The following is a 19,142-nucleotide window of genomic DNA, read 5'->3' on the forward strand; positions in this document are numbered from 1 at the left end:
GCAACCGTCTCCTGCATCGAGCCGGCGTGGTCACGACGACCGCGCCGGCTTTTCACTACGACATTGCGGCGATCCCGACCTCGCGCCTTCGGCGGCCGAGAATGGCGAGCATCACCAGCGCGCCGACCGAGCAGGCGAACGCGAGCTCCAGCACGGCGTTGCTGCCGAACCGGGTCAGCAGATAGGCGAGCGCCGGCGGCGAGGCCGCCGAGATCAGGTTGAGCGGCAGCGCGATATGCGAGGTCGCCTTGGCGAATGCGCTCTTGTCGTAGAACACCAGCGGGATCGTCGCCCGCGCCACCGCAAGCGCGCCGCTGCCGAGACCGTAGATCAGGATGAAGGCCGCAATCGCCGCGTAGCTGCCGTGGCCGACGATCAGGATCAGCATCGCGACAGGCAGCAGCGTGCCGGCGACGAGCCCGGTCGTGATGCCATCCCAGCGGCCGCCGCCGAGGAAGTCGATCGCGCGCGCCGACACCTGCACGATGCCGAGCGTCGAGCCGAACGCGACCGCCTCGGCCGCCGACAGCCCCTGCGCCTTCAACAGTTCGACCAGCACCGCGCTGAAGCCGAAGCTGACAAAGGCGTTGAGCGCGATCGCCGCGACCACCAGAACGAACGTGCCCCTGCCCGGCGACGGCGTTGCCGCCGCGCTGTCCGACACCGATGCAGTCTCGGCCTCATTGGCCACACGGCGCGGCAGTCCGAACGTGTAGAGCGGCAGGCAGATCAGCAGCATCGCCGCCGCATAGATCAAACAGGTCCCGCGCCAGCCCAGGGCCTCGGCGAGGAACGCGGTGGTCGGCCAGAAGATGCTGCTGGAAAGCCCGGTGACCAGCATCAGCGCGCCGATCGCACCCTTCGCGTTCCGCCCGGCGACCTCGTTCAGCATGATGTAGGCGGCCGTGCTCAGCGCCGCGCTTCCGGCCATCCCGAGCATCGTCCAGGCGATGAAGTAGCCCGCCGCCTCATGCGCACAGGCGAGAGCGACGAAACCGAGCGCGGCCACCGCGCTGCCGATCATCATCACCCGCCGCGCGCCGACCCTCCGGAACGGTTCCGCCAGCAGCGGCCCGCACAGGCCCATGGTCACGTAGAGCGTCGACGTACCGCCGAACACCATCGGCAGCGAGAAATGGAGGTCGGCCGCAATCCGGTGGCCGGCAATCGCCGGCAGGCCGAGGGTGCCCCAGCCGACGATCTGCGCGACCGCAAGGACGAGCAGCACGCCGGCGATCTGCCGGTCCATCCCAAGAAACCGCCGAAGAAATCGCCCAAGAAACTGCCCAGGAAACTGCCCAAGAAACTCCGCCCGGCTCTTCCCGGCCATGACCTGTCCATCGCATTCAACCAGAACGCTGGGCTAACCGACCTGGCATGACGGGATCAAGACAGCGGCTCATCGAGCCGCTTCGGGAGCAGTTAAATCCCCAAGAAGAAATCCAAAGAATACGAACAGTTGCAGAAAGTTACGGGTAGTGCTCAAGGCGCCGGTCCGGCTTTTGCGGGCGGCTCGCGCCGACCGTGCCGCCATTGGCGGTGTCCCCCGGCTTTGCCGGGCGCGCGGCCCGCTCGATCGGCGGCCCGCCCTCGCTTGTCTTCCTCGTGTCGTTCAGCGCCTGGCCGGTGGTGGTGAGTTGGGCCGCCTGCCCGGTGCCGGCCGAAGGACCGGAGCTCTGCGCCAACACGGTCCCCGATAGCACCAGAGCCGCCATCAGTATCGCCGCGTTGACCGTCATGGAGGGGGCTTTCTGCACATCAACTATGCACTGCAACGCGCCAGTACCGATCGCGTTCCAACGCCGGGGCAGCGCCGGCGTGATAGAGTTAACATCCGTCGCCGCCGAAGGCTTGGGCCGGCGCGATTACCGTCCCGCCGGATATGATCGCTCCCGCGGGGACGGCCCCAACCGGAGCCTACGAAAACAACATGCAGCTTGTCTCCACCCTGACCTGCCCGGCCTGCGGCTTCGCCAAGGCCGAGACCATGCCGCCCGACGCCTGCCAGTTCTTCTACGACTGCGCGGGATGCGGCATTCGCCTCAAGCCCAGGTCCGGCGATTGCTGCGTGTTCTGCTCCTATGGCTCGGTGCCCTGCCCTCCGGTCCAGGCGGACGGAAAATGCTGCGGCGATGCCGCGTGTGGCGGCCAATGATCGGCTGACGAACGGCGCGACCGGCATCGCGCGCCGAACGCCGCGACGCCGGTCATCGCCTCACTTCGTCTTCTGGATCGCGGTGACGGTGTAACCGCCGTCGCCCTCCTGGGCTTCGAACTTGACCTTGTCGCCGACCTTCACCTGCTTGAGCAGCGCGGGATCCTTGACCCGGTAGACCATGGTCATCGGCTCATCCATGCCGAGGCTTTTGGCCGGGCCGTGCTTGAGCGTGATCTTGCCCGTGCCCTCGTCGATCTTCTTGACCTCGCCATTGATCGCTGCGGCCTGCGCGAACGTCCCGCCAAGTGTCAGCGCCAGCGCGACGGCGGCAGCGCCTGCAATCCGGATCATCCTGTTCATCGTTGTCGTCCTTCTCGTTGTCCGTTTCATTTCACGATGACGCGGCCGGTCATCCCGTATTCGCGGTGATCGGGGATCAGGCAGGAATATTCGAACGTCCCGGCCTTGGTGAACTTCCAGACGATCTCCGCGCTCTTCTTCGGCGCCACGCGCACGCCGTTCGGATCGTCGTGCTCCATATGCGGGTGCTTCTTCATCACCTCCGCATGCTTCAAATTCTCCTCCGTGGTCGCGAGCAGGAATTCGTGATCCTCGGTGCCGGCGTTCTTGATCACGAAGCGGATTTGTTCGCCGCGATTGACCTCGATGCGGAACGGCGTGAACTCCATCTCCTTCATCTCGACCTCGACCGTGCGCGACGGCTTGCTGGGATCGCCGGGCTCGCCCGCCGAATAGGATTGGTGATCGTGTTTTTCGTGAGCGCGCGACGGCGCGGCGCTGATCGACAGCGCAAGGAGCGCGATGCCGATCGTCATGCGGCGGTTCATTGGATTCTCCATTTGGTGTTTGATGCGTGCTTGTCGTCGGATGGCGTGTTGATCCGCTACATCTTCATTCCCTTCATCGATGGCTTGGCTTTTGGTTCAGGCGCGGCCGGCCGCTGCCGCGCGGGCTCGGCGGCCGGCGCGTCGACTTCATAGGCAACGGTGCCCGGCGGATAATTGTAGGGACCGGGATCGCTGTAATCGTCGCGGCCAAGCCCTTCGCGGATCTTCATCACTGTGAACATGCCGCCCATTTCGATCGGGCCGAACTGGCCCGTGCCGGTCATCATCGGCAGCGTGTTGTCAGGCGCGGGCATCTCCATGTTGCCCATCGCCATCCCGGTCGACCCCATCACCATCGCGTCGGGCGCGAGCTTGCCGACCGCCTTCGCCAGATCCTGCCGCGACACGCCGATGAAATTCCTGACGTCGTGGCCCATCGCGTTCATGGTGTGGTGCGACTTGTGGCAGTGGAACGCCCAGTCGCCGGGATTGTCGGCGAGCATGTCGAAGGCCCTGACCGCACCGACCGGCACGTCGGTCGTTGTCTCCGGATATTGCGCGCTCTCCGGCACCCAGCCGCCGTCGGTGCACGTCACCTTGAAATTATGCCCGTGCACATGGATCGGATGGTTGGTCATCGTCAGATTACCGATCCGCACCCGGATCCTGTCGCCGAGCCGGATCGGCATCGGATCGATGCCCGGATAGACCCGGCTGTTCCAGGTCCACATGTTGAAGTCGGTCATCTCGTTGACCTTCGGCAGGTACGTGCCGGGGTCGATCAGGTAGCTGCTCATGATGAAGACGAAATCGCGGTCGACCGGGCGGAACGCCGGATCGCGCGGATGCACGATGAACATGCCCATCATCCCCATCGCCATTTGCACCATCTCGTCGGAATGCGGGTGATACATGAAGGTCCCGCTATGCTTCAGCTCGAACTCGTAGACGAAGGTCTTGCCCGGCTTGATGTGCGGCTGGTTCAGGCCGCCGACGCCGTCCATGCCTGCGGGCACGATCATGCCGTGCCAGTGCACCGTGGTGTGTTCAGGCAATTTGTTGGTGACGAAGATGCGGACCTTGTCGCCCTCCACCGCTTCGATGGTCGGGCCCGGCGCCTGGCCATTGTAGCCCCACAGATTGGCCTTCATGCCGTCGGCGAATTCGCGCACCACGGGCTCGGCGACGAGATGGAATTCCTTCCAGTCGCCATTCATCCGCCACGGCAGCGACCAGCCGTTGAGCGTGACGACCGGCCGATAGTCCGGCCCGCTGGTCGGATGCAGCGGCGGCTGCATCACCGCCTTGTCCATGGTCGGTGCTTCGGGAATCGCGGCGGCCTGCACCCGGCCGCTGACTGCGCTCGCTGTCACCAGCGCCGCGCTGCCCAGGAATCCACGTCGTGAGAACATCAGCTGTCTCCCTTAATGATCGCCGCCAGCCGCCGGTGCGGCCGAAGCGACGGAAGATGGTGTCGATGGCGCGCCGGCCGAGCCGCCGCCGTTGATCGCGGTTTGCAGATCGGATTGCGCCAGCCAGAAGTCGCGTTTGGCGTCGATCGCCGCGCGCAGCGAGGCGAGCCGCTGCCGCGCTTCGGTCAGCAGCGCGAACACGTCGACCTGCATGCTGGAGAAGCGCAGCTGCATCTCCTCGGTGATGATCTGCCGCAGCGGCAGCACCTCGCGCTGGTAGTGGCGCGCGATGTCGTAGGTCGAGCGGTAGACGCGGTAGGCGTCGCGCGCCTCGGAGCGGACGTTGATCGCCTTCTCGGTCAGGCGGTTCATCGCCTGCCGGTAGGTCTCGACCGCCTGCCGGACGCGCACCTCGCCGCCGTCGAAGATCGGAATCTGGAACTGGACGTCGAAGCCGCGCTCCTTGAACGGCGGGCCTTCGGGATCCTGCGTCCGTCTGTCGATGCCGGCGACGTCGAGCAGCGTGACGAAGCGCGTCGCCTCGGTGAGATCGAGCGCCTTGGCGAGTGCGACGATGTCCATCCGCGCGATCTGCAAATCGACGCGATGACCGACCGCGGCGACCTCGATCGACGGCTGTTCGAGCGGTCGCTTCGGCAGTGTCGGCAGCTGGTTCGGAATCCGGAAGCCGAGATCGCCGTCCCACAATCCGAGCAGGCGCGCCAGCCGCTCGCGCGCGCTCGCCGCGTTCTGCCGCGCGCTGGCGAGGTCGGCGGTGATCTCGGCGTAGAACACCTGCTCGCGGGCCTGGTCGAGCTTGTTCATGCCACCGGTCTCACCGAGCTTCTTGGCGAGCTGCGCGGTCGACTCGGCGGTGGCCTTGGCGTCGGTCAAAAGCGCGACCGTCTCGTTGGCCGCCACCGCCGCCACGTGACTGCGCCGCACCTCGGCAGCGAGCCGCAGGGTGGCGAGCGCGGCCTTGAGCTGCGCCTGCCGGAAACGCTCGCGCGCGATCTCGGAGCGGACCGGCAGCGTCGCCAGCACGAGGATGTCGCCGACCACCTGGCGCTCGACCTCGCTGGCACCGTTGCCGGTGATGCGGGAGACCGAGAAGGTCGGGTTCGGCGGCAGGCTGTCGGCGACGAGATCCGTCTCCGCCAGCGCCAGCTCGTTATAGGCCGCCTGCAAGCCCTTGTTGTTCAGCAACGCGACCTGCACGGCGGCATCTGCCGTCAAATTGCGCGTCAGCAGTCGCTTCACCGCGGCGTCGGCGGTGGCGGCTTCGTCCACTGAGCGAACGAAGGCGACGTCCTTGCCGATCGCCTTCTCCGTCACTTCGGAGACGACGCCCATGCCGGTGTCGGGAGAAAATGAAGCGCAGCCCGCGAGCGCAGATGTCAGCAGCAGGATCGGCGCGATGGCCAGATGTCGCATGGCGCCCTCCTACCGGTCCGGTTTGGCTGGCGGCGTCACGCCGTCATTGCGCTCACGCCAGGGCAGCGGCGTCGCCGGACGCAGGCTCTCGTAGGGCGCGATCGTCGAGCGATAGCCGACGCCGGCCGTGCGCGCCGACGGATTGGCGGGATCGCCTGCGACGGCGACCGGCGGTCCGTCGGCCATGCAGCCGGCAAGCGGCGCGGCCGCGAGCATGGCAGCGGCCATCCGCCGCACGAATGTGGGTGGCGCGCGCCGGCCACGCCGGTAGCCAAAGCTGGTGGCCACGGCGGCGAGCCTCGCCCCGAGATGCGAAAACATGGGTCTGTCCCGATCACTGGATGAATCACAGGCCTACGCACGCAAGCGCGCGGCGCAGCCACGATGTCAGCTCAGGATCAGGCGATGGGGGGACGATAGTGCCGCGCAGGCGCCTCGCTGCGCAGGCTCTGAATGACCTCGGCGAGACGGGTCGCGATCGGGTGCAAGGGACCGGCGACCGAGGGAAGATCGGCCGGCAGCGCCGACACGCACATCAAGGCGCAGCACGGTCCCGGCATGGTCTTGCCGTCGTGGCTGTGCTTGGCGGGTTGTGCACCATCGGCCGCGTGATGCATATGCATGCCGCCGTGATCGTGGGCGGCATGATCGTGTGCAGTGCCATCGGCATGCATCATCGGCATTGAGCCATCGTGCATGTGCTCCGCGACGGCCGGCTGGACCTCGTCGGTCAGGCACGGAAACGGTGCTCCGAGCGCGAGCGCAAACGACGGTGCGAGCACGCAGAACAGATAGGCCAGGATGATGGAACATCCCGCCCGCACCCGCCCTCGCCTGTTCAACCGCACCAACACCCGCTTGATCGCTCCCATTCATCCGCGCGGCAAGCTAACCGCAAATCAGCCTGCTGCGCCATCACGTATACCCCCTTAGGGTATCGTTCATCCAGCCCAAATCGCAAGCAGGTTCCCTGTTCCGCTCACAACTGCGCTTGCTGTCGCGCGACGGCCACAGCGGCCTCTCGTTCCGGTACCTTCGCCCGGAGCTCGATGCCCTTCACGACGGCGAAGATCGCGGGAATCACAATCAGCGTCAGCAGTGTCGACGAGATCATCCCGCCGATCATCGGCACCGCGATGCGCTGCATGATCTCGGAACCGGTGCCGGTGCTCCACATGATCGGCAACAGCCCGGCCATGATGGCGACCACCGTCATCATCTTCGGCCGGACCCGCTCGACCGCACCCTCGATGATCGCGAGATTGAGATCATCGGGGCCGACGGTGCGTCCCTCGGCGGCACGGCGCGCCGTGATGTCGGCCAGCGCGTGGTTGAGATAGATCAGCATCACGACGCCGGTCTCGGCGGCGACACCGGCCAGCGCGATGAAGCCGACCGCGACCGCAACCGACAGATTGAAGCCGAGCGCCCACATCAACCAGAGCCCGCCGACCAGCGCGAACGGCAGCGACAGCATCACGATCATGGTCTCCGCCACCGAGCGGAAGTTGAGATAGAGCAAGAGGAAGATGATCAGAAGCGTCACCGGTACCACGATCTTCAGCCGCGCCGTGGCGCGCTCGAGATATTCGTACTGCCCGCTCCAGACCACATAGGTGCCGGGTGGGAACTGCACGCCGGCCTGCACCGCGCGCTGCGCATCCGCGACATAGCCGCCGAGATCGCGATCGCGGATGTCGACATAGATATAGGTCGCGAGCTGCCCGTTCTCGGTCCGGATCGTGGTCGGCCCGCGGCCGGGCTTGATATCGGCGACCTCGCCGAGCGGCACCGCGCCGCCCGCCGGCATCGGCACGAGGATGTCGCTCGCGATCGCGCCGGGATTGTCGCGCAGGTCGCGCGGATAGCGCATGTTGACGGTGAAGCGCTGGCGTCCTTCCACCGTCGTGGTTACGCTTTGGCCGCCGAGCGCGGTCGCGATCGTGTCCTGCACGTCCTGCACCGCGATGCCGTAGCGCGACAACGCCTCGCGGTTCGGCGTGATCTCCAGATAGTAACCACCTAGACTACGCTCGGCATAGGCCGACGAGGTGCCGGGCACGCCCTTCACGACCTGCTCGACCTGGCGCGCGAGCTTGTCGATCACGGCAAGATCAGGGCCGATCACCTTGACGCCGACCGGCGTCCGGATCCCGGTCGACAGCATGTCGATCCGCGCCTTGATCGGCATGGTCCAGGCGTTGGAGACGCCGGGGAATTGCAGCGCCTTGTCCATCTCGGCGATCAGGCCGTCGAGCGTAAGACCGGCGCGCCACTGCTCCTTCGGCTTGAGGTTGACGACGGTCTCGAACATCTCCGACGGCGCCGGATCGGTCGCAGTCGCTGCGCGGCCGGCCTTGCCGTAGACCGAGACGACCTCCGGAAAGCTCCTGATGATGCGATCCTGCATCTGCAACAGCTCGGCGGCCTTGGTCACCGAAATCCCCGGCAGCGTGGTCGGCATATAGAGCAGCGTGCCTTCGTTGAGATCGGGCATGAACTCGGTACCAAGTTGCCGGGCCGGCCAGACCGTGGCGGCGACGGCGCCGAACGCGAGCAGGATCACCAACGTCTTGGCTCGCAGCACACCGTTGATGACGGGACGATAGATCCAGATCAGGAAGCGGTTGATCGGATTCCTGTGCTCGGGAATGATCCTGCCGCGGACGAAGATCACCATCAGCGCCGGCACCAGTGTCACCGACAACAGCGCCGCCGCCGCCATCGCGAACGTCTTGGTGAATGCGAGCGGCGAGAACAGCCGGCCCTCCTGTGATTCCAGCGTGAAGATCGGCATGAACGACACGGTGATGATCAGCAGGCTGAAGAACAGCGCCGGCCCCACCTCTGCCGCCGCCTCGATCAGGATCGCGACCCGCGGCCGGCCGGGCTCGGCCCGCTCCAGATGCTTGTGCGCGTTCTCGATCATCACGATCGCCGCATCGATCATGGCGCCGATCGCGATCGCGATGCCGCCGAGGCTCATGATGTTGGAGCCGATGCCGAAAAACTTCATCGCGCCGAACGCCATCAGCACGCCGACCGGCAGCATCAGGATCGCGACCAGCGCGCTGCGGACATGCAGCAGGAACACGATGCAGACCAGCGCCACCACGACGCTCTCCTCGAACAGCGTGCGCTTCAGCGTCTCGATCGCCGCATAGATCAAATTGGAGCGGTCATAGACCGGCACGATCTCGACCGATTTCGGCAGGCTGGTCGCGATCTCCTTGAAGCGCTTCTTGACGTTCTCGATCACGTCGAGCGCGTTGACGCCGAAGCGCTGCAGCACGATGCCGCTGGCCACCTCGCCCTCGCCGTTGAGCTCTGCGATGCCGCGCCGCTCGTCAGGGCCGAGCTCGACGCGGGCGACGTCGCGCAGCAGCACCGGCGTGCCGTTGTCGGCCTTCAGCACGATATTGCCGAGGTCGTTGATGTCCTTCAAATAGCCCTTGCCGCGGATCACATATTCGAACTCGGAGAGCTCGACCGTGCGGCCGCCGACATCGGCGTTGCTGGCGCGGATCGCATCGCGCATCCGCTGCATGGTGATGCCGCGGTCGCGCATGCGCTGCGGATCGAGGATCACGTTGTACTGCTTGACGAAGCCGCCGACGCTCGCGACCTCGGCGACGCCTTCCGCCCTGGCCAGCGCGAATTTCAGGTTCCAGTCCTGAATTGTGCGGGTATCAGCCAGATTGAGCTGCTTCGACATCACGGCATACTGGTAGACCCAGCCGACGCCGGTCGCGTCGGGACCGATCGTCGGCGACACGCCTGCAGGTAACCGTGCCGCCGCGCCATTGAGGAATTCAAGCACGCGCGAGCGTGCCCAGTAGATGTCCGTGCCGTCCTCGAAGATGACATAGACAAAGGAGACGCCGAAGAATGAGAATCCGCGCACCACCTTCGACTTCGGCACCGTCAGCATCGCCGTGGTCAGGGGATAGGTGACCTGGTCCTCGATCACCTGCGGCACCTGGCCGGGATATTCGGTGTAGACGATCACCTGGGTGTCGGAGAGATCGGGGATCGCATCGAGCGGCAGATGCAGCAACGCGTAGAGGCCGGCGGCCGCCGCAAAGCCGGTGCCGAACAGCACCAGCAGCAGATTGCGCGCTGACCAGGCGATGATGCGCGCGATCATGGCTTGCCTCCAATCGTCATCCCGCCCTCGCCCGCCGCCTGCTTTGTGCCGGCTTCGGCAAAGCCCTTGATCGCCGCCTTCAGATTGCTTTCGGCATCGATCAGGAAGTTCGCCGACGTAACGACCGCATCGCCCTCGGCGATGCCCTCGCGGATTTCGACATAGCCCTCGCCACGGCGCCCGAGCTTCACCTCGCGCGGCTCGAACCGGCCGTTACCGCGATCGAGCAGCACCGTCTGGCGGCTCCCGGTATCGAGGATGGCGTTGTCGGCCACCGCGAGCACCGGCGCCGCACTGCCGGTGTCGATCTCGGCGTCGACATACATGTCCGGCAGCAGCGCGAGATCGGCGTTCTGCAACTCGATCCGCACCCGCGCGGTGCGCGTCTCCTTGTTGACCTGCGGATAGATCACGCTGATCCGTCCGGTGAAACTGCGGCCCGGATAGCTCCGCGCACGCACCGTGACCTGCTGCCCGACCACGATGCTGCCGAGATCGCGCTCAGCGACATCGACCAGCGCCCACACGACAGACACATCGGCGATCCGGAACAGCACGTCGCCGGGCTGCGCGCGCATGCCCTCGATCGCGGCGCGCTGCAAGACGATGCCGTCGCGCGGCGACAGCCACTGGATCGCGATCGGGACCGTGCGGCTCTTCTCCATCTCGGCAATGACCGGCTCAGGCACGTCGAGATTGGTCAGCCGCTGCTTGGAGCCGCGCCCATAGGGCTCGATCCCGGCGGTCGCCTTCGAGCTGATGGTCGCGACATATTCGGCCGCGGCAGACGAGATCGTCGGGCTGTAGATCTCCATCAGCGGCTGTCCCTTCGTCACCCGGCTTCCGGTCGTGACGTCCGCAACGCCCTGCACGTAGCTCTCGGCGCGCATCGCAATGACGGAGACGCGACGTTCGTCGAGCTGGATCGTGCCGGGCGCCCGCACCAGCGTGCGGATGCGGCGCATTTCCGTGGCTTCCGACGTGACGCCGGTGCGCTGGATCTTGCCCGATGACAGCGTGATCGAACCGTCATCGCTGTCTTCACCGTCGTAGACGGGGATGTAGTCCATCCCCATGGAGTCCTTCTTCGGCACCGGCGAGGTGTCGGGAAGGCCCATCGGGTTGCGATAATATTTGACCTTGCGCTCGCTCTTCGCGGCGGTGGCCTTCATCTCCGCCGGCTGCATGGCGTCGTCGGCTTCCTTGTCGGCGTCCGGGAAAACCGGCAGATAATCGCGTCCGTCAGACGTCTGCTTCGGCGTCGCCGAATACAGCTGCTTGCCGTCGGGATCGCGGTAGTAGATCGGCGCAGCGCTCTCCGCCGCACGCGCGGCGGAGACGATGGCAGCGGTCGCCGGTCGCGGCGACAGGCCACGAGCGGTCCATGCGACGCCTGCCGATGCGGCGATCGCAACGGCAGCGCCGGCCCAGATGAGGCGGCTCATTTCTCGGCCGTAACGACGAGCTTGTTCTCGACCGAGCCGGTCTCGCCCTGCACCTTGGCGCCGAGTGACAATTGCCAGCGGCCGGCCATGCCGAAGGTCGCCTTGAAGCGATACGTGCCCGGTTCGGTGCCCGGCATCGGCGTCACCTTGGTGGCCATCTCCTGCATACCGTCGGGCGCCATGTCGAGCCGGGTCGAGAAGATGACCGCATCCGGCACGGACTTTCCGGTGGCCTTGTCGACCAGCCGCACCGTGACGACGCGGTCGGCGCCGGCCTTGACCGTCGGCTGCACGAGCTGGAATTCGTAGTTCTTGATTTCGGCGTGGGCGGGAAATGCCGTTACGGCAACGCCGATCAGCGCGGCCGCAGCGGCGCGCGCAAGCTGCAAAGACTTCATTGGTTGTGATCCTCGATACGTCTGATGAACCGCGTCAGCGGCATGCAAAGGCACGCGCGCCGTCAGGCGCACGCGTCAGCGATCAGGCGCTTTCAGCGCCTGTCAGACGTGGGTTCGAGGCGGATGATCGGGCGGCTTGGCGCCGAGATCGTCGAGCAGGCGGTCGTCACGCGCGGCAAATCTGCTGAGCTGCGGATCACGCTTGACCAGCGACGCCGTGCCGGCAGGAATCGGCAGCGGAATGCTCAGCATGCAGAGTGCGAGGAACGGACAGTCCTCGCAGCCCTTGCTCTTCGACTGGTCCGGACAGCACGGCATGTTCTCCGCCATCGCCTGGTCAGACATGGCCTGATCGAACATAACGTGGTCCGACATGGCTTCGTGACCGGGCATCGCCTGCATCGCGGCGGCCGAGGCATCGGGCATCATCCGGGCAAACGCCGGCGCCACGGGCGCGAGCAACAGCCCGGCCGTGACCAGCAACAGAATCCAGAGATTGGCGAGCCGCCTCAGATGCATGCCCACTTGTCGCATGTTCCCGAGCTGCCTGCAAATGCGGCGGACTTCACGATCCCGCCAGCTGCATGTCGCGAGAGGGCGAATACGGCTCTTGATACCGTATCAAACTCGCCGTCGTCCTGGCGAAGGCCAGGACCCATTACCCCAAATGGCAATTGCTGCGCGAAGCTGGGGCCACAGCTCGCTCCGACAACGGGAGCCTGTGGTTATGGGTCCCTGCTCCCGTGCGCAATTGCGCACTAGGCAGGGACGACACTGCCATTGCGGCAATCGGATCAGCCCAATTCGCTATCCACGCCCCCCTCACCGCATCAACGCCTCGACCTCCTTGCGGAACGCCTGGCGGGAGCCGTCGCGGGAGTAGAACATGTGGCCGCCGGGGTAGACCACGAGCCTGGTGCGGCTCGGACCTGCGAAGGCGGGCAGCTGGTCGAGGATGATCTTCGAAGCGAAATACGGCGTCGCGAGATCGAACAGGCCGTGGCCGATCAGGAGTTTCAGCTTCGGATCGAGCGCCAGCATCTGGCGCAGCTGCGTCACCGACTCCGCCGGATTGATGCCGTGACCGAACTCCCAGGCCTTGTTCACGCTTTCACTGAGCAGCTGATAGGAGCCGTCCGGCCGCCAGTTCAGCTTGCGCGTGGTGAGATCGACCGCGGCGCTGGTCAGCGGCGCCATCAGGGGGTCGCCGGACGGGTCATTGAAATGGAAGTAGCTCGAATCCGGATAGGGATCGAAGCCTTCGACCGAGGCGTCGTAGCGGCCGGTGACCTTGCCGTTCTTGCGATCGAACTCGCGGCGGAATTCGCCGATGTCGAAACGGCCGGCGAGCCTGCGGCTCACCGCCTGATCGATGCCGGTCAGATCAGCGACCTTGTCGGCGAGCCGCGTGGTGGCCTCGGTGTCGGCCTGGCCTTTGATGAGATCGAGCATGAAATCGCTTCGCGCATAGCGCTCGACGTCGGCCAGATCGTCACGCGTCACCGGCCCCTTCACCTGGCGCGCGACCGCCGTCATGGTCGGCAGGCTCGCGACATACTGCAGGATGCTGGAGCCGGTATATTCGCGGAAATCCAGCACCGGCGAGATCAGCACCAGGCCGCGCACGCCGACGCCCTGCTGCATTTGCAGATTGCGCACCACCTTGGGCCCGCGAATGCCGCCATAGCTTTCGCCGGTGACATATTTCGGCGAGGTCAGCCGGTCGTATTTCTCCAGCCAGCGGCGGATCACCAGCGCGACCGAATTGGCGTCGCCGTCGACGCTGAAGAAGCGCTTGCGCGCCTCCTCGGAGGTGGTGACGAAGCGGCTGTAGCCGGTGCCGACCGGATCGATGAAGACGAGATCGGTGAAGTCGAGCCAGGTGTCGGCATTGGGTTGCAGATCGGGCGAGGCCGAAGACACCGCGCCGTCGCCATCGAACGACAGCCGCCACGGCCCGACATTGCCGAATTGCAGCCAGGCCGACGCGGAGCCCGGCCCGCCATTAAACAGGAAGGTCACCGGGCGGTTGGCCTTATCGGCGCCGTCGAGTTGATAGGACGTGTAGGCGATGTCGGCGAGCGGCTCGCCCTTGTCGTCGAACACGCGGATCGAACCCGCGGTCGCGCTGAAGTTCAGCGTGCGGCCGGGCAGCGCCACCATTTGCTTTGTGGTGGAATCCGGCGGCAGGCGGTGCTGCTCGGGGGTCGGCGCGTTGGCCGCAGCGCCGGAGCCGGCCTCGCCGCGCCCTGCCCGCCCCTTCTGGCCGCTCGGGTTCTGGCTGCTTGGCGCCTGCGCGCTCGGCGACGGCGATGGCTGCGGGGCCTCATCCTCGGCCCTCGCCACGGTTGCGAGGCAGGCCACCAGCAACGCCGCGGTGAGCCGTGTCGCAAAACTGTTAGCCATGCCGTTCACTCCCTGGGCCGATGTTTACGCATTCCGCCTTCAAACTGCGGTAGCTTGGCGACACCGGTATGGCATCTGGTCCGTTTCCGGACCATCTCGACAAGGTCGCCCGGGATGTATAGACGAGCGCGGCGTATTCCGGGCCAAACGAGTTCGTGAGCGATGGCTAGCCCCAAGCGGTATGACAAGATCGCCTTTGTCGCCAGTGCGAGCGCGGAAGCGCAGACCGCGCTCGAGCAGCTGACCGCGATGTACGGCAACCATCTACCTGCCGATGCCGACGTCGTGGTTGCGCTCGGCGGCGACGGCTTGATGCTGCAAACGCTGCACGCCAACATGCGCAGCAACAAGCCGATCTACGGCATGCACCGCGGCACCGTCGGCTTCCTGATGAACGAATATTCGACGCATGATCTGCGCACCCGGCTTTCCGCCGCGCGGGAGTCGCTGATCAATCCGCTGCTGATGCGCGCGACCGACATCCACGGCGCCGTGCATCTGCATCACGCGATCAACGAGGTCGCGCTGTTCCGGCAGACCTACCAGGTTGCCAAGCTGCGCATCCTGATCGACGAGCACGAGCGGATGCCCGAGCTGATGGCCGACGGCATCCTGGTGGCGACGCCGGCCGGCTCGACCGCCTACAACCTCTCCGCCCAGGGTCCGATCCTGCCGATCAACGCCGCGCTGCTGGCGCTGACCCCGATCAGCGCGTTCCGGCCACGACGCTGGCGCGGCGCGCTGCTGCCGAACTCCGCCTTCGTGGTGATCGAGGTGATCGAGGGCGAGAAGCGCCCGGTCGCTGCGGTCGCCGACCATGACGAGGTCCGCGACGTCCGCCGCGTCGAGATCCTCTCCGACAAGACCATCGCGATGCGGATGCTGTTCGATCCCGGCCACTCGCTGGAAGAGCGTATCCTGCGCGAGCAGTTCGGATATTGACCGCGGCACGCCTCCCCTAGCTCCGCCTTGCCCGGCAACCAATCATTAACCCCGGGCGGGATATGGTTAACGTTGGGTAATACCGCGTTTGGCCCGGTATGCCCCTTCGGGACCGGACCATGTATCGCATTGATTTCAACAAGCTGCGGTTCTTGATTTGCGACGACAATCCGCACATGCGCCGCATCCTGCGCACGCTGCTGCATTCGTTCGGTGCACGCGAAGTCTATGAGGCCGAGGACGGCGCCACCGCACTCGAAATGTATACGCACTATGTGCCCGACATCGTCATCACCGACTGGTCGATGCCGATCTTCGACGGGCTCGAGCTCGCGCAAATGATCCGGCAGCCGGAATCCAAGGGCAATCCCTACGCACCGATCATCATGCTGACCGGGCATTCCGAGAAGCGCCGCGTCACGGTGGCGCGCGATGCCGGCGTCACCGAATTCCTGGCCAAGCCGATCTCGGCCAAGGGCCTCTACCAGCGGATCATGAACGTGGTTGCCAATCCGCGCCCGTTCATCAAGACCAAGACCTATTTCGGCCCCGACCGCCGCCGCAACACCACCAACACCTATATCGGCCCCGAACGCCGCGGCAGCGGCGAGGTCGAAATCCTGCAGCAGCCGTCGCTGCTCGAGAAGGCGCGCTCCGCGATCTAGGAAACCGTCATGGCCAAAGACAACTCCAAGGACAAACCCGGCAGCATCGAGATCAAGAGCTTCGGCACGCATCACGTGATCACGCAGCCGAACCCGCTGCGCAAGATGCTGCTGCGCGTGCCCGAGAGCGATCTCGACGATCCCGTAGGCCGCGCCGAAAAAGCGCTTGCCGGATTGTCGGGCGAGTTCAAGGAATGGATGACGATCGAGGCCGACCGCCTCTCCGCCGCGCATGCCACCGTGCTGCGCGAGGGCTTCAGCGACAAGACCCGCGACGAGCTGTTCCGCGCCGCGCACGACATCAAGGGCGATGCCGCGACGTTCGGCTATCCGTCGGCGGCGGCGGCGGCCGAAAGCCTGTGCCGCATCATCGAGCACGCGCCGGATCTTTCCGCCGTGCCGCCGCAGCTGATTGCCCACCACATCAATGCCGTGCAGGCGATCGTGCGCAACCGCACCAAGCTCGATACCGCTGTTGTGGCCGGCGTGCTGAGCAAGCAGCTCCGCGGTATCGCCGATGAATTCCTGACCCACGCCAACCGCGACCGGCCCGAGCATCTCGAGGCAATCCTCGCACCGAGCATCGCGCCAGGCGAATAGCGGCGCGGCCAAAGGCCACGGCTTCAATCATCATCAATTGTGGGAAACGCGGCCCTCAGGCCGCGATGAGATCGTCGTCGTAGGGCAGCACCGCGACCGCGTCTTCGGCGGCGAGCTCCTCGCAGAACATCCGCGCATCCTCGCGGGCCGACTCGGTCGCGAAGCGGCGCAGCAGGATCAACAGCGGCTCGGCCGCCGAATGATCGGTCTCGCAATGGGTCAGCACCCGCTCGACCATGCGGCGATGCAGCCGCGCCGCGCCGTCGCCGCTGTCGACATAGCCGACCTCGTGGCTGGCTTCGAGCGCGACGCGGAACGCGGCGTAGGTGGATTCCGGCAGGCCGGCGCGGCGCAGCAGCGCCTGCAGGCCGTTGCCGCCGCGGTCGTTCAACAGCGCGGAGACGCGGCCATAGGGCAGCCCGGACAGTTCGGCGAGCGCCGCGCCGAACAGATCGAGATTACCGGACAGCAGCGCGCGCAGGATCAGCCCAGCGGTGAGCTGACCGGTGGCGCGCAGATGCGTGATCAAATTCTGCATGTCGTCGCCGAACGCGCGCGCGGCGATGTTCACCGTCGAGCGTTCGCGCGCCTCGTCCGCGATCCGTTCGGCACGAACGGCACCGAGCCAGTTTCGCGCCACGACGAACTGCGCCAGCGTGTCGGAGAGCTTGGCGACCAGCGCCAGCCGCGTCGCCGACGGCAGGTCTTCCAGCGCCAGCATCGATTCCCTGATCGCCGCGAGATGGCCGTGGCGCTCGACGATGCGGTCCCAGGAGAACGGCGCGAGGCCGGCATAGGGATTCTCGATCAGTTCGAGCGCGGCCGCGGCCGAACCGACTTCGGCGATCGCAGCTGCAACGGAAGCCGGCAGATTGACCCGGCGCGCGATCGCACATTGCATCTCGTCCGAGCCAGTCGCGACGATGTCGACCAGGTCGGCATCGATCAAGAGCGGTGAATGCTCCAGCAACGGCAGCGCGATCGCCGGCTGATCGGCCGACAGCGCCTGCACGATCGCAGCCGGCGCCTCCGTGCTGTGCGCGAACACCTCGGCCATCGCCTGGCGAACCAGCGGCGACGGATCGTCGAGCAGCATCAGCAGCGCGCCTTCCGCCGCAATGCGGTCGTCCTCGGTGAGATCTGAAATGAGCCAAGCCCGGGCCAACGCCCGCGTCGCCTCTGCCCGCTCGCCTGCCGGAGCGGTCCTAATCCAACTAATGAACTGCCGAACGATCATGGTCCTTCCGGCTTACGCAACGAAACGGCATCGACTGACGATGCCAACTACAAGAAAAAATAAACCATGACGCTTAACAAAGGGTTCACCATAAACGTTTGGGATTGTTGACGTTTCGTTAATGCGTTCGGGGCGCGCGGCTTCGCACGCGCAGCAAGCGGATGATCCTGCCGGCAAGCCGCCTCGCCCCGCCTTCAATCAACTCGGGCTGGACGCCAAGGGCGGCTTGCAAAATTTCGGAATAATGGAAGTGTGGCGCTGAGTTGCCCGACATGTCAAGTCGTCATTCGGCCGCCGGCGACCTCCGCCGGCTACTTTGCATGGGGTTGTTTTCGATGTTTTGGATTTGCGCTACCGCCGCCCTCTGGCGGGCTGATCCGATCAGGATCCGTGCACGCCAGGCTAGCTGTTGCTGTAGGTGCCGCTGGGATCGCTGAACAGATCGAGCCGCCCGGGTGCGCGGACCTTTGGCGTCGCCGACGCGGTCAGCGAGCCGGAATTGCCCCACAGCTCCTGCACCGCGGGCGAGATCGGCTCCGAGCGGTCGCCGACCTGGTAGAGCGAGCGGAAGGCCGGCGCCGACTGCGTCGATGCCGCAGCCGTACTTGCAGCGGCCGGCGTGACCGCGCGGGCATTCGGGAAGCTCGAGAGAAACGACGCGGTGTCGGTGGCCGGCGCCGATGTCGGCGCCGCGCTTGCGATCGCGTACGGGCTCATGGTGTCGCCGCCTGCTGCGGCGTAGGCGGTGCGCGTGTCGGTCGCGTTTGCCGCCGCGGCGTAGCGCGTGGTCAGCACCGAATAGACCTGGCTGACGCTGCGTGCGCTGCCGGACTTGTCGTAGAAGATCGACTGGTTCGCGGCCGCCGCCTTCGGGAACATCGCGGCCGCGTTGGCGCTCGGGCTGTCCTCGGCGCTCGAGATCAGCTTACCGGCGCCGCCGACGCCCATGAAATGGGCCATGTACAGTTCGGCATCGGTCGGACGACGGCCGAGCGTGCCGGTGAGCTTGAAGCTGTTGGATTGCGTCAGCACCGCCGCCATCGACGAGGCCGCATCGGGATCGTCGCGCAGCTTCATCACCGCGCTCTTTGCGGAGGGATCGCTAACCGAATAGCTGCCGTCGGAATTCTTGGTGATGGCGTCGGCATATTGGCCGTAGCCGAGCTGGCTCCCCGCTTCCTTGACGGTGCCGAGCCAAGTCTGGTCGATGAACTGATAAAGCCCATGCGCCGACGAGATGGTGGCGCCGGCCCGCGGATTGAAATTGGATTCCATCTTCGCGGTGGTGAGCAGATATTCGAAGCTCGTGCCGGTGGTCGCGGCCGCCTGCTTGATCGAGCTCGCGACCTTCAGACGCGACGGATCGACACCTGCCGAAGCCGTCGCAATGGAGAGGTCGACCGCCATCTGTCCGGGTGCCTTGCCGGGCGCCGGCAATCGGCACCCACAT

At 65.8% G+C, this 19,142-nt stretch carries 19 protein-coding genes; 4 read left to right on the forward strand and 15 right to left on the reverse strand.

Going from position 1 to position 19,142, the window contains the following annotated elements; translation table 11 throughout:
- Window positions 1–55: 55 nt before the first annotated feature.
- Both JQ616_RS13575 and JQ616_RS13580 read right to left on the reverse strand, forming a co-directional pair.
- Complete coding sequence (locus JQ616_RS13575) at window positions 56–1,249, reverse strand: MFS transporter (RefSeq protein ID WP_249136760.1); 1,194 nt, start codon at window positions 1,247–1,249, stop codon at window positions 56–58.
- Between the two features lie 220 nt (window positions 1,250–1,469).
- Window positions 1,470–1,739 carry a hypothetical protein gene (locus tag JQ616_RS13580; RefSeq protein ID WP_212015115.1) on the reverse strand — a complete coding sequence of 90 codons (270 nt, stop codon included), beginning with the start codon at window positions 1,737–1,739 and terminating at the stop codon, window positions 1,470–1,472.
- 191 nt (window positions 1,740–1,930) lie between these two features.
- Here JQ616_RS13580 and JQ616_RS13585 point away from each other — a divergent pair, with 191 nt between their 5' ends.
- Window positions 1,931–2,155: a GDCCVxC domain-containing (seleno)protein gene (locus JQ616_RS13585; protein WP_212015116.1), complete on the forward strand. Its 225-nt coding sequence runs from the start codon at window positions 1,931–1,933 to the stop codon at window positions 2,153–2,155.
- A 60-nt stretch (window positions 2,156–2,215) separates the two neighbouring features.
- Here the strand turns inward: JQ616_RS13585 and JQ616_RS13590 are convergent, their stop codons facing one another.
- The 11 genes from JQ616_RS13590 to JQ616_RS13640 form a co-directional block, all read right to left on the reverse strand.
- Window positions 2,216–2,518 (reverse strand): copper-binding protein, encoded by a 303-nt coding sequence (locus tag JQ616_RS13590; protein WP_212015117.1) that lies wholly within the window; start codon window positions 2,516–2,518, stop codon window positions 2,216–2,218.
- 26 nt (window positions 2,519–2,544) lie between these two features.
- Window positions 2,545–3,006 (reverse strand): cupredoxin domain-containing protein, encoded by a 462-nt coding sequence (locus JQ616_RS13595; RefSeq protein ID WP_249136761.1) that lies wholly within the window; start codon window positions 3,004–3,006, stop codon window positions 2,545–2,547.
- A 56-nt stretch (window positions 3,007–3,062) separates the two neighbouring features.
- Entirely contained in the window at window positions 3,063–4,418 is a 1,356-nt protein-coding gene (locus JQ616_RS13600) for a multicopper oxidase family protein (protein WP_212015119.1), read from the reverse strand.
- 12 nt (window positions 4,419–4,430) lie between these two features.
- Complete coding sequence (locus tag JQ616_RS13605; protein ID WP_212015120.1) at window positions 4,431–5,852, reverse strand: TolC family protein; 1,422 nt, start codon at window positions 5,850–5,852, stop codon at window positions 4,431–4,433.
- Between the two features lie 9 nt (window positions 5,853–5,861).
- Complete coding sequence (locus tag JQ616_RS13610) at window positions 5,862–6,140, reverse strand: hypothetical protein (protein ID WP_433995964.1); 279 nt, start codon at window positions 6,138–6,140, stop codon at window positions 5,862–5,864.
- Window positions 6,141–6,250: 110 nt separating this feature from the next.
- Window positions 6,251–6,724 carry a hypothetical protein gene (locus tag JQ616_RS13615; protein ID WP_249136764.1) on the reverse strand — a complete coding sequence of 158 codons (474 nt, stop codon included), beginning with the start codon at window positions 6,722–6,724 and terminating at the stop codon, window positions 6,251–6,253.
- A 107-nt stretch (window positions 6,725–6,831) separates the two neighbouring features.
- Entirely contained in the window at window positions 6,832–9,999 is a 3,168-nt protein-coding gene (locus JQ616_RS13620; RefSeq protein ID WP_212015122.1) for an efflux RND transporter permease subunit, read from the reverse strand.
- Window positions 9,996–11,444 carry an efflux RND transporter periplasmic adaptor subunit gene (locus JQ616_RS13625; RefSeq protein ID WP_212015124.1) on the reverse strand — a complete coding sequence of 483 codons (1,449 nt, stop codon included), beginning with the start codon at window positions 11,442–11,444 and terminating at the stop codon, window positions 9,996–9,998. Before JQ616_RS13625 ends, JQ616_RS13620 begins: the two co-directional genes overlap by 4 nt.
- Window positions 11,441–11,842: a FixH family protein gene (locus tag JQ616_RS13630; protein ID WP_212015126.1), complete on the reverse strand. Its 402-nt coding sequence runs from the start codon at window positions 11,840–11,842 to the stop codon at window positions 11,441–11,443. The genes JQ616_RS13625 and JQ616_RS13630 overlap by 4 nt, the downstream gene beginning before the upstream one ends.
- 102 nt (window positions 11,843–11,944) lie before the next feature.
- Complete coding sequence (locus JQ616_RS13635; RefSeq protein ID WP_212015128.1) at window positions 11,945–12,361, reverse strand: hypothetical protein; 417 nt, start codon at window positions 12,359–12,361, stop codon at window positions 11,945–11,947.
- A gap of 303 nt (window positions 12,362–12,664) precedes the next feature.
- Window positions 12,665–14,248 (reverse strand): S10 family peptidase, encoded by a 1,584-nt coding sequence (locus tag JQ616_RS13640; RefSeq protein ID WP_212015130.1) that lies wholly within the window; start codon window positions 14,246–14,248, stop codon window positions 12,665–12,667.
- A 162-nt stretch (window positions 14,249–14,410) separates the two neighbouring features.
- On the opposite strand from JQ616_RS13640, the gene JQ616_RS13645 reads away from it, so the two are divergent.
- The 3 genes from JQ616_RS13645 (at window position 14,411) to JQ616_RS13655 (ending at window position 16,455) form a co-directional block, all read left to right on the forward strand.
- On the forward strand, window positions 14,411–15,190 hold the full coding sequence (locus JQ616_RS13645; RefSeq protein ID WP_212015132.1) for an NAD kinase: 780 nt from the start codon (window positions 14,411–14,413) through the stop codon (window positions 15,188–15,190).
- Between the two features lie 119 nt (window positions 15,191–15,309).
- Window positions 15,310–15,855, forward strand: a complete 546-nt coding sequence (locus tag JQ616_RS13650; RefSeq protein ID WP_050402868.1) for a response regulator — start codon at window positions 15,310–15,312, stop codon at window positions 15,853–15,855.
- Between the two features lie 9 nt (window positions 15,856–15,864).
- Window positions 15,865–16,455, forward strand: a complete 591-nt coding sequence (locus JQ616_RS13655) for an Hpt domain-containing protein (protein ID WP_212015134.1) — start codon at window positions 15,865–15,867, stop codon at window positions 16,453–16,455.
- 55 nt (window positions 16,456–16,510) lie between these two features.
- On the opposite strand, the gene JQ616_RS13660 is transcribed toward JQ616_RS13655, so the two are convergent.
- A complete protein-coding gene (locus JQ616_RS13660) occupies window positions 16,511–17,692 on the reverse strand; it encodes a DUF2336 domain-containing protein (RefSeq protein WP_212015136.1) in 1,182 nt (393 codons plus the stop codon).
- A 402-nt stretch (window positions 17,693–18,094) separates the two neighbouring features.
- Entirely contained in the window at window positions 18,095–19,099 is a 1,005-nt protein-coding gene (locus JQ616_RS13665; RefSeq protein ID WP_212015139.1) for a lytic transglycosylase domain-containing protein, read from the reverse strand.
- Window positions 19,100–19,142: the final 43 nt, after the last annotated feature.

Origin of the sequence: Bradyrhizobium tropiciagri, from assembly GCF_018130545.1 — a bacterium.
GTDB classification, from domain to species: Bacteria; Pseudomonadota; Alphaproteobacteria; order Rhizobiales; family Xanthobacteraceae; genus Bradyrhizobium; species Bradyrhizobium tropiciagri_A.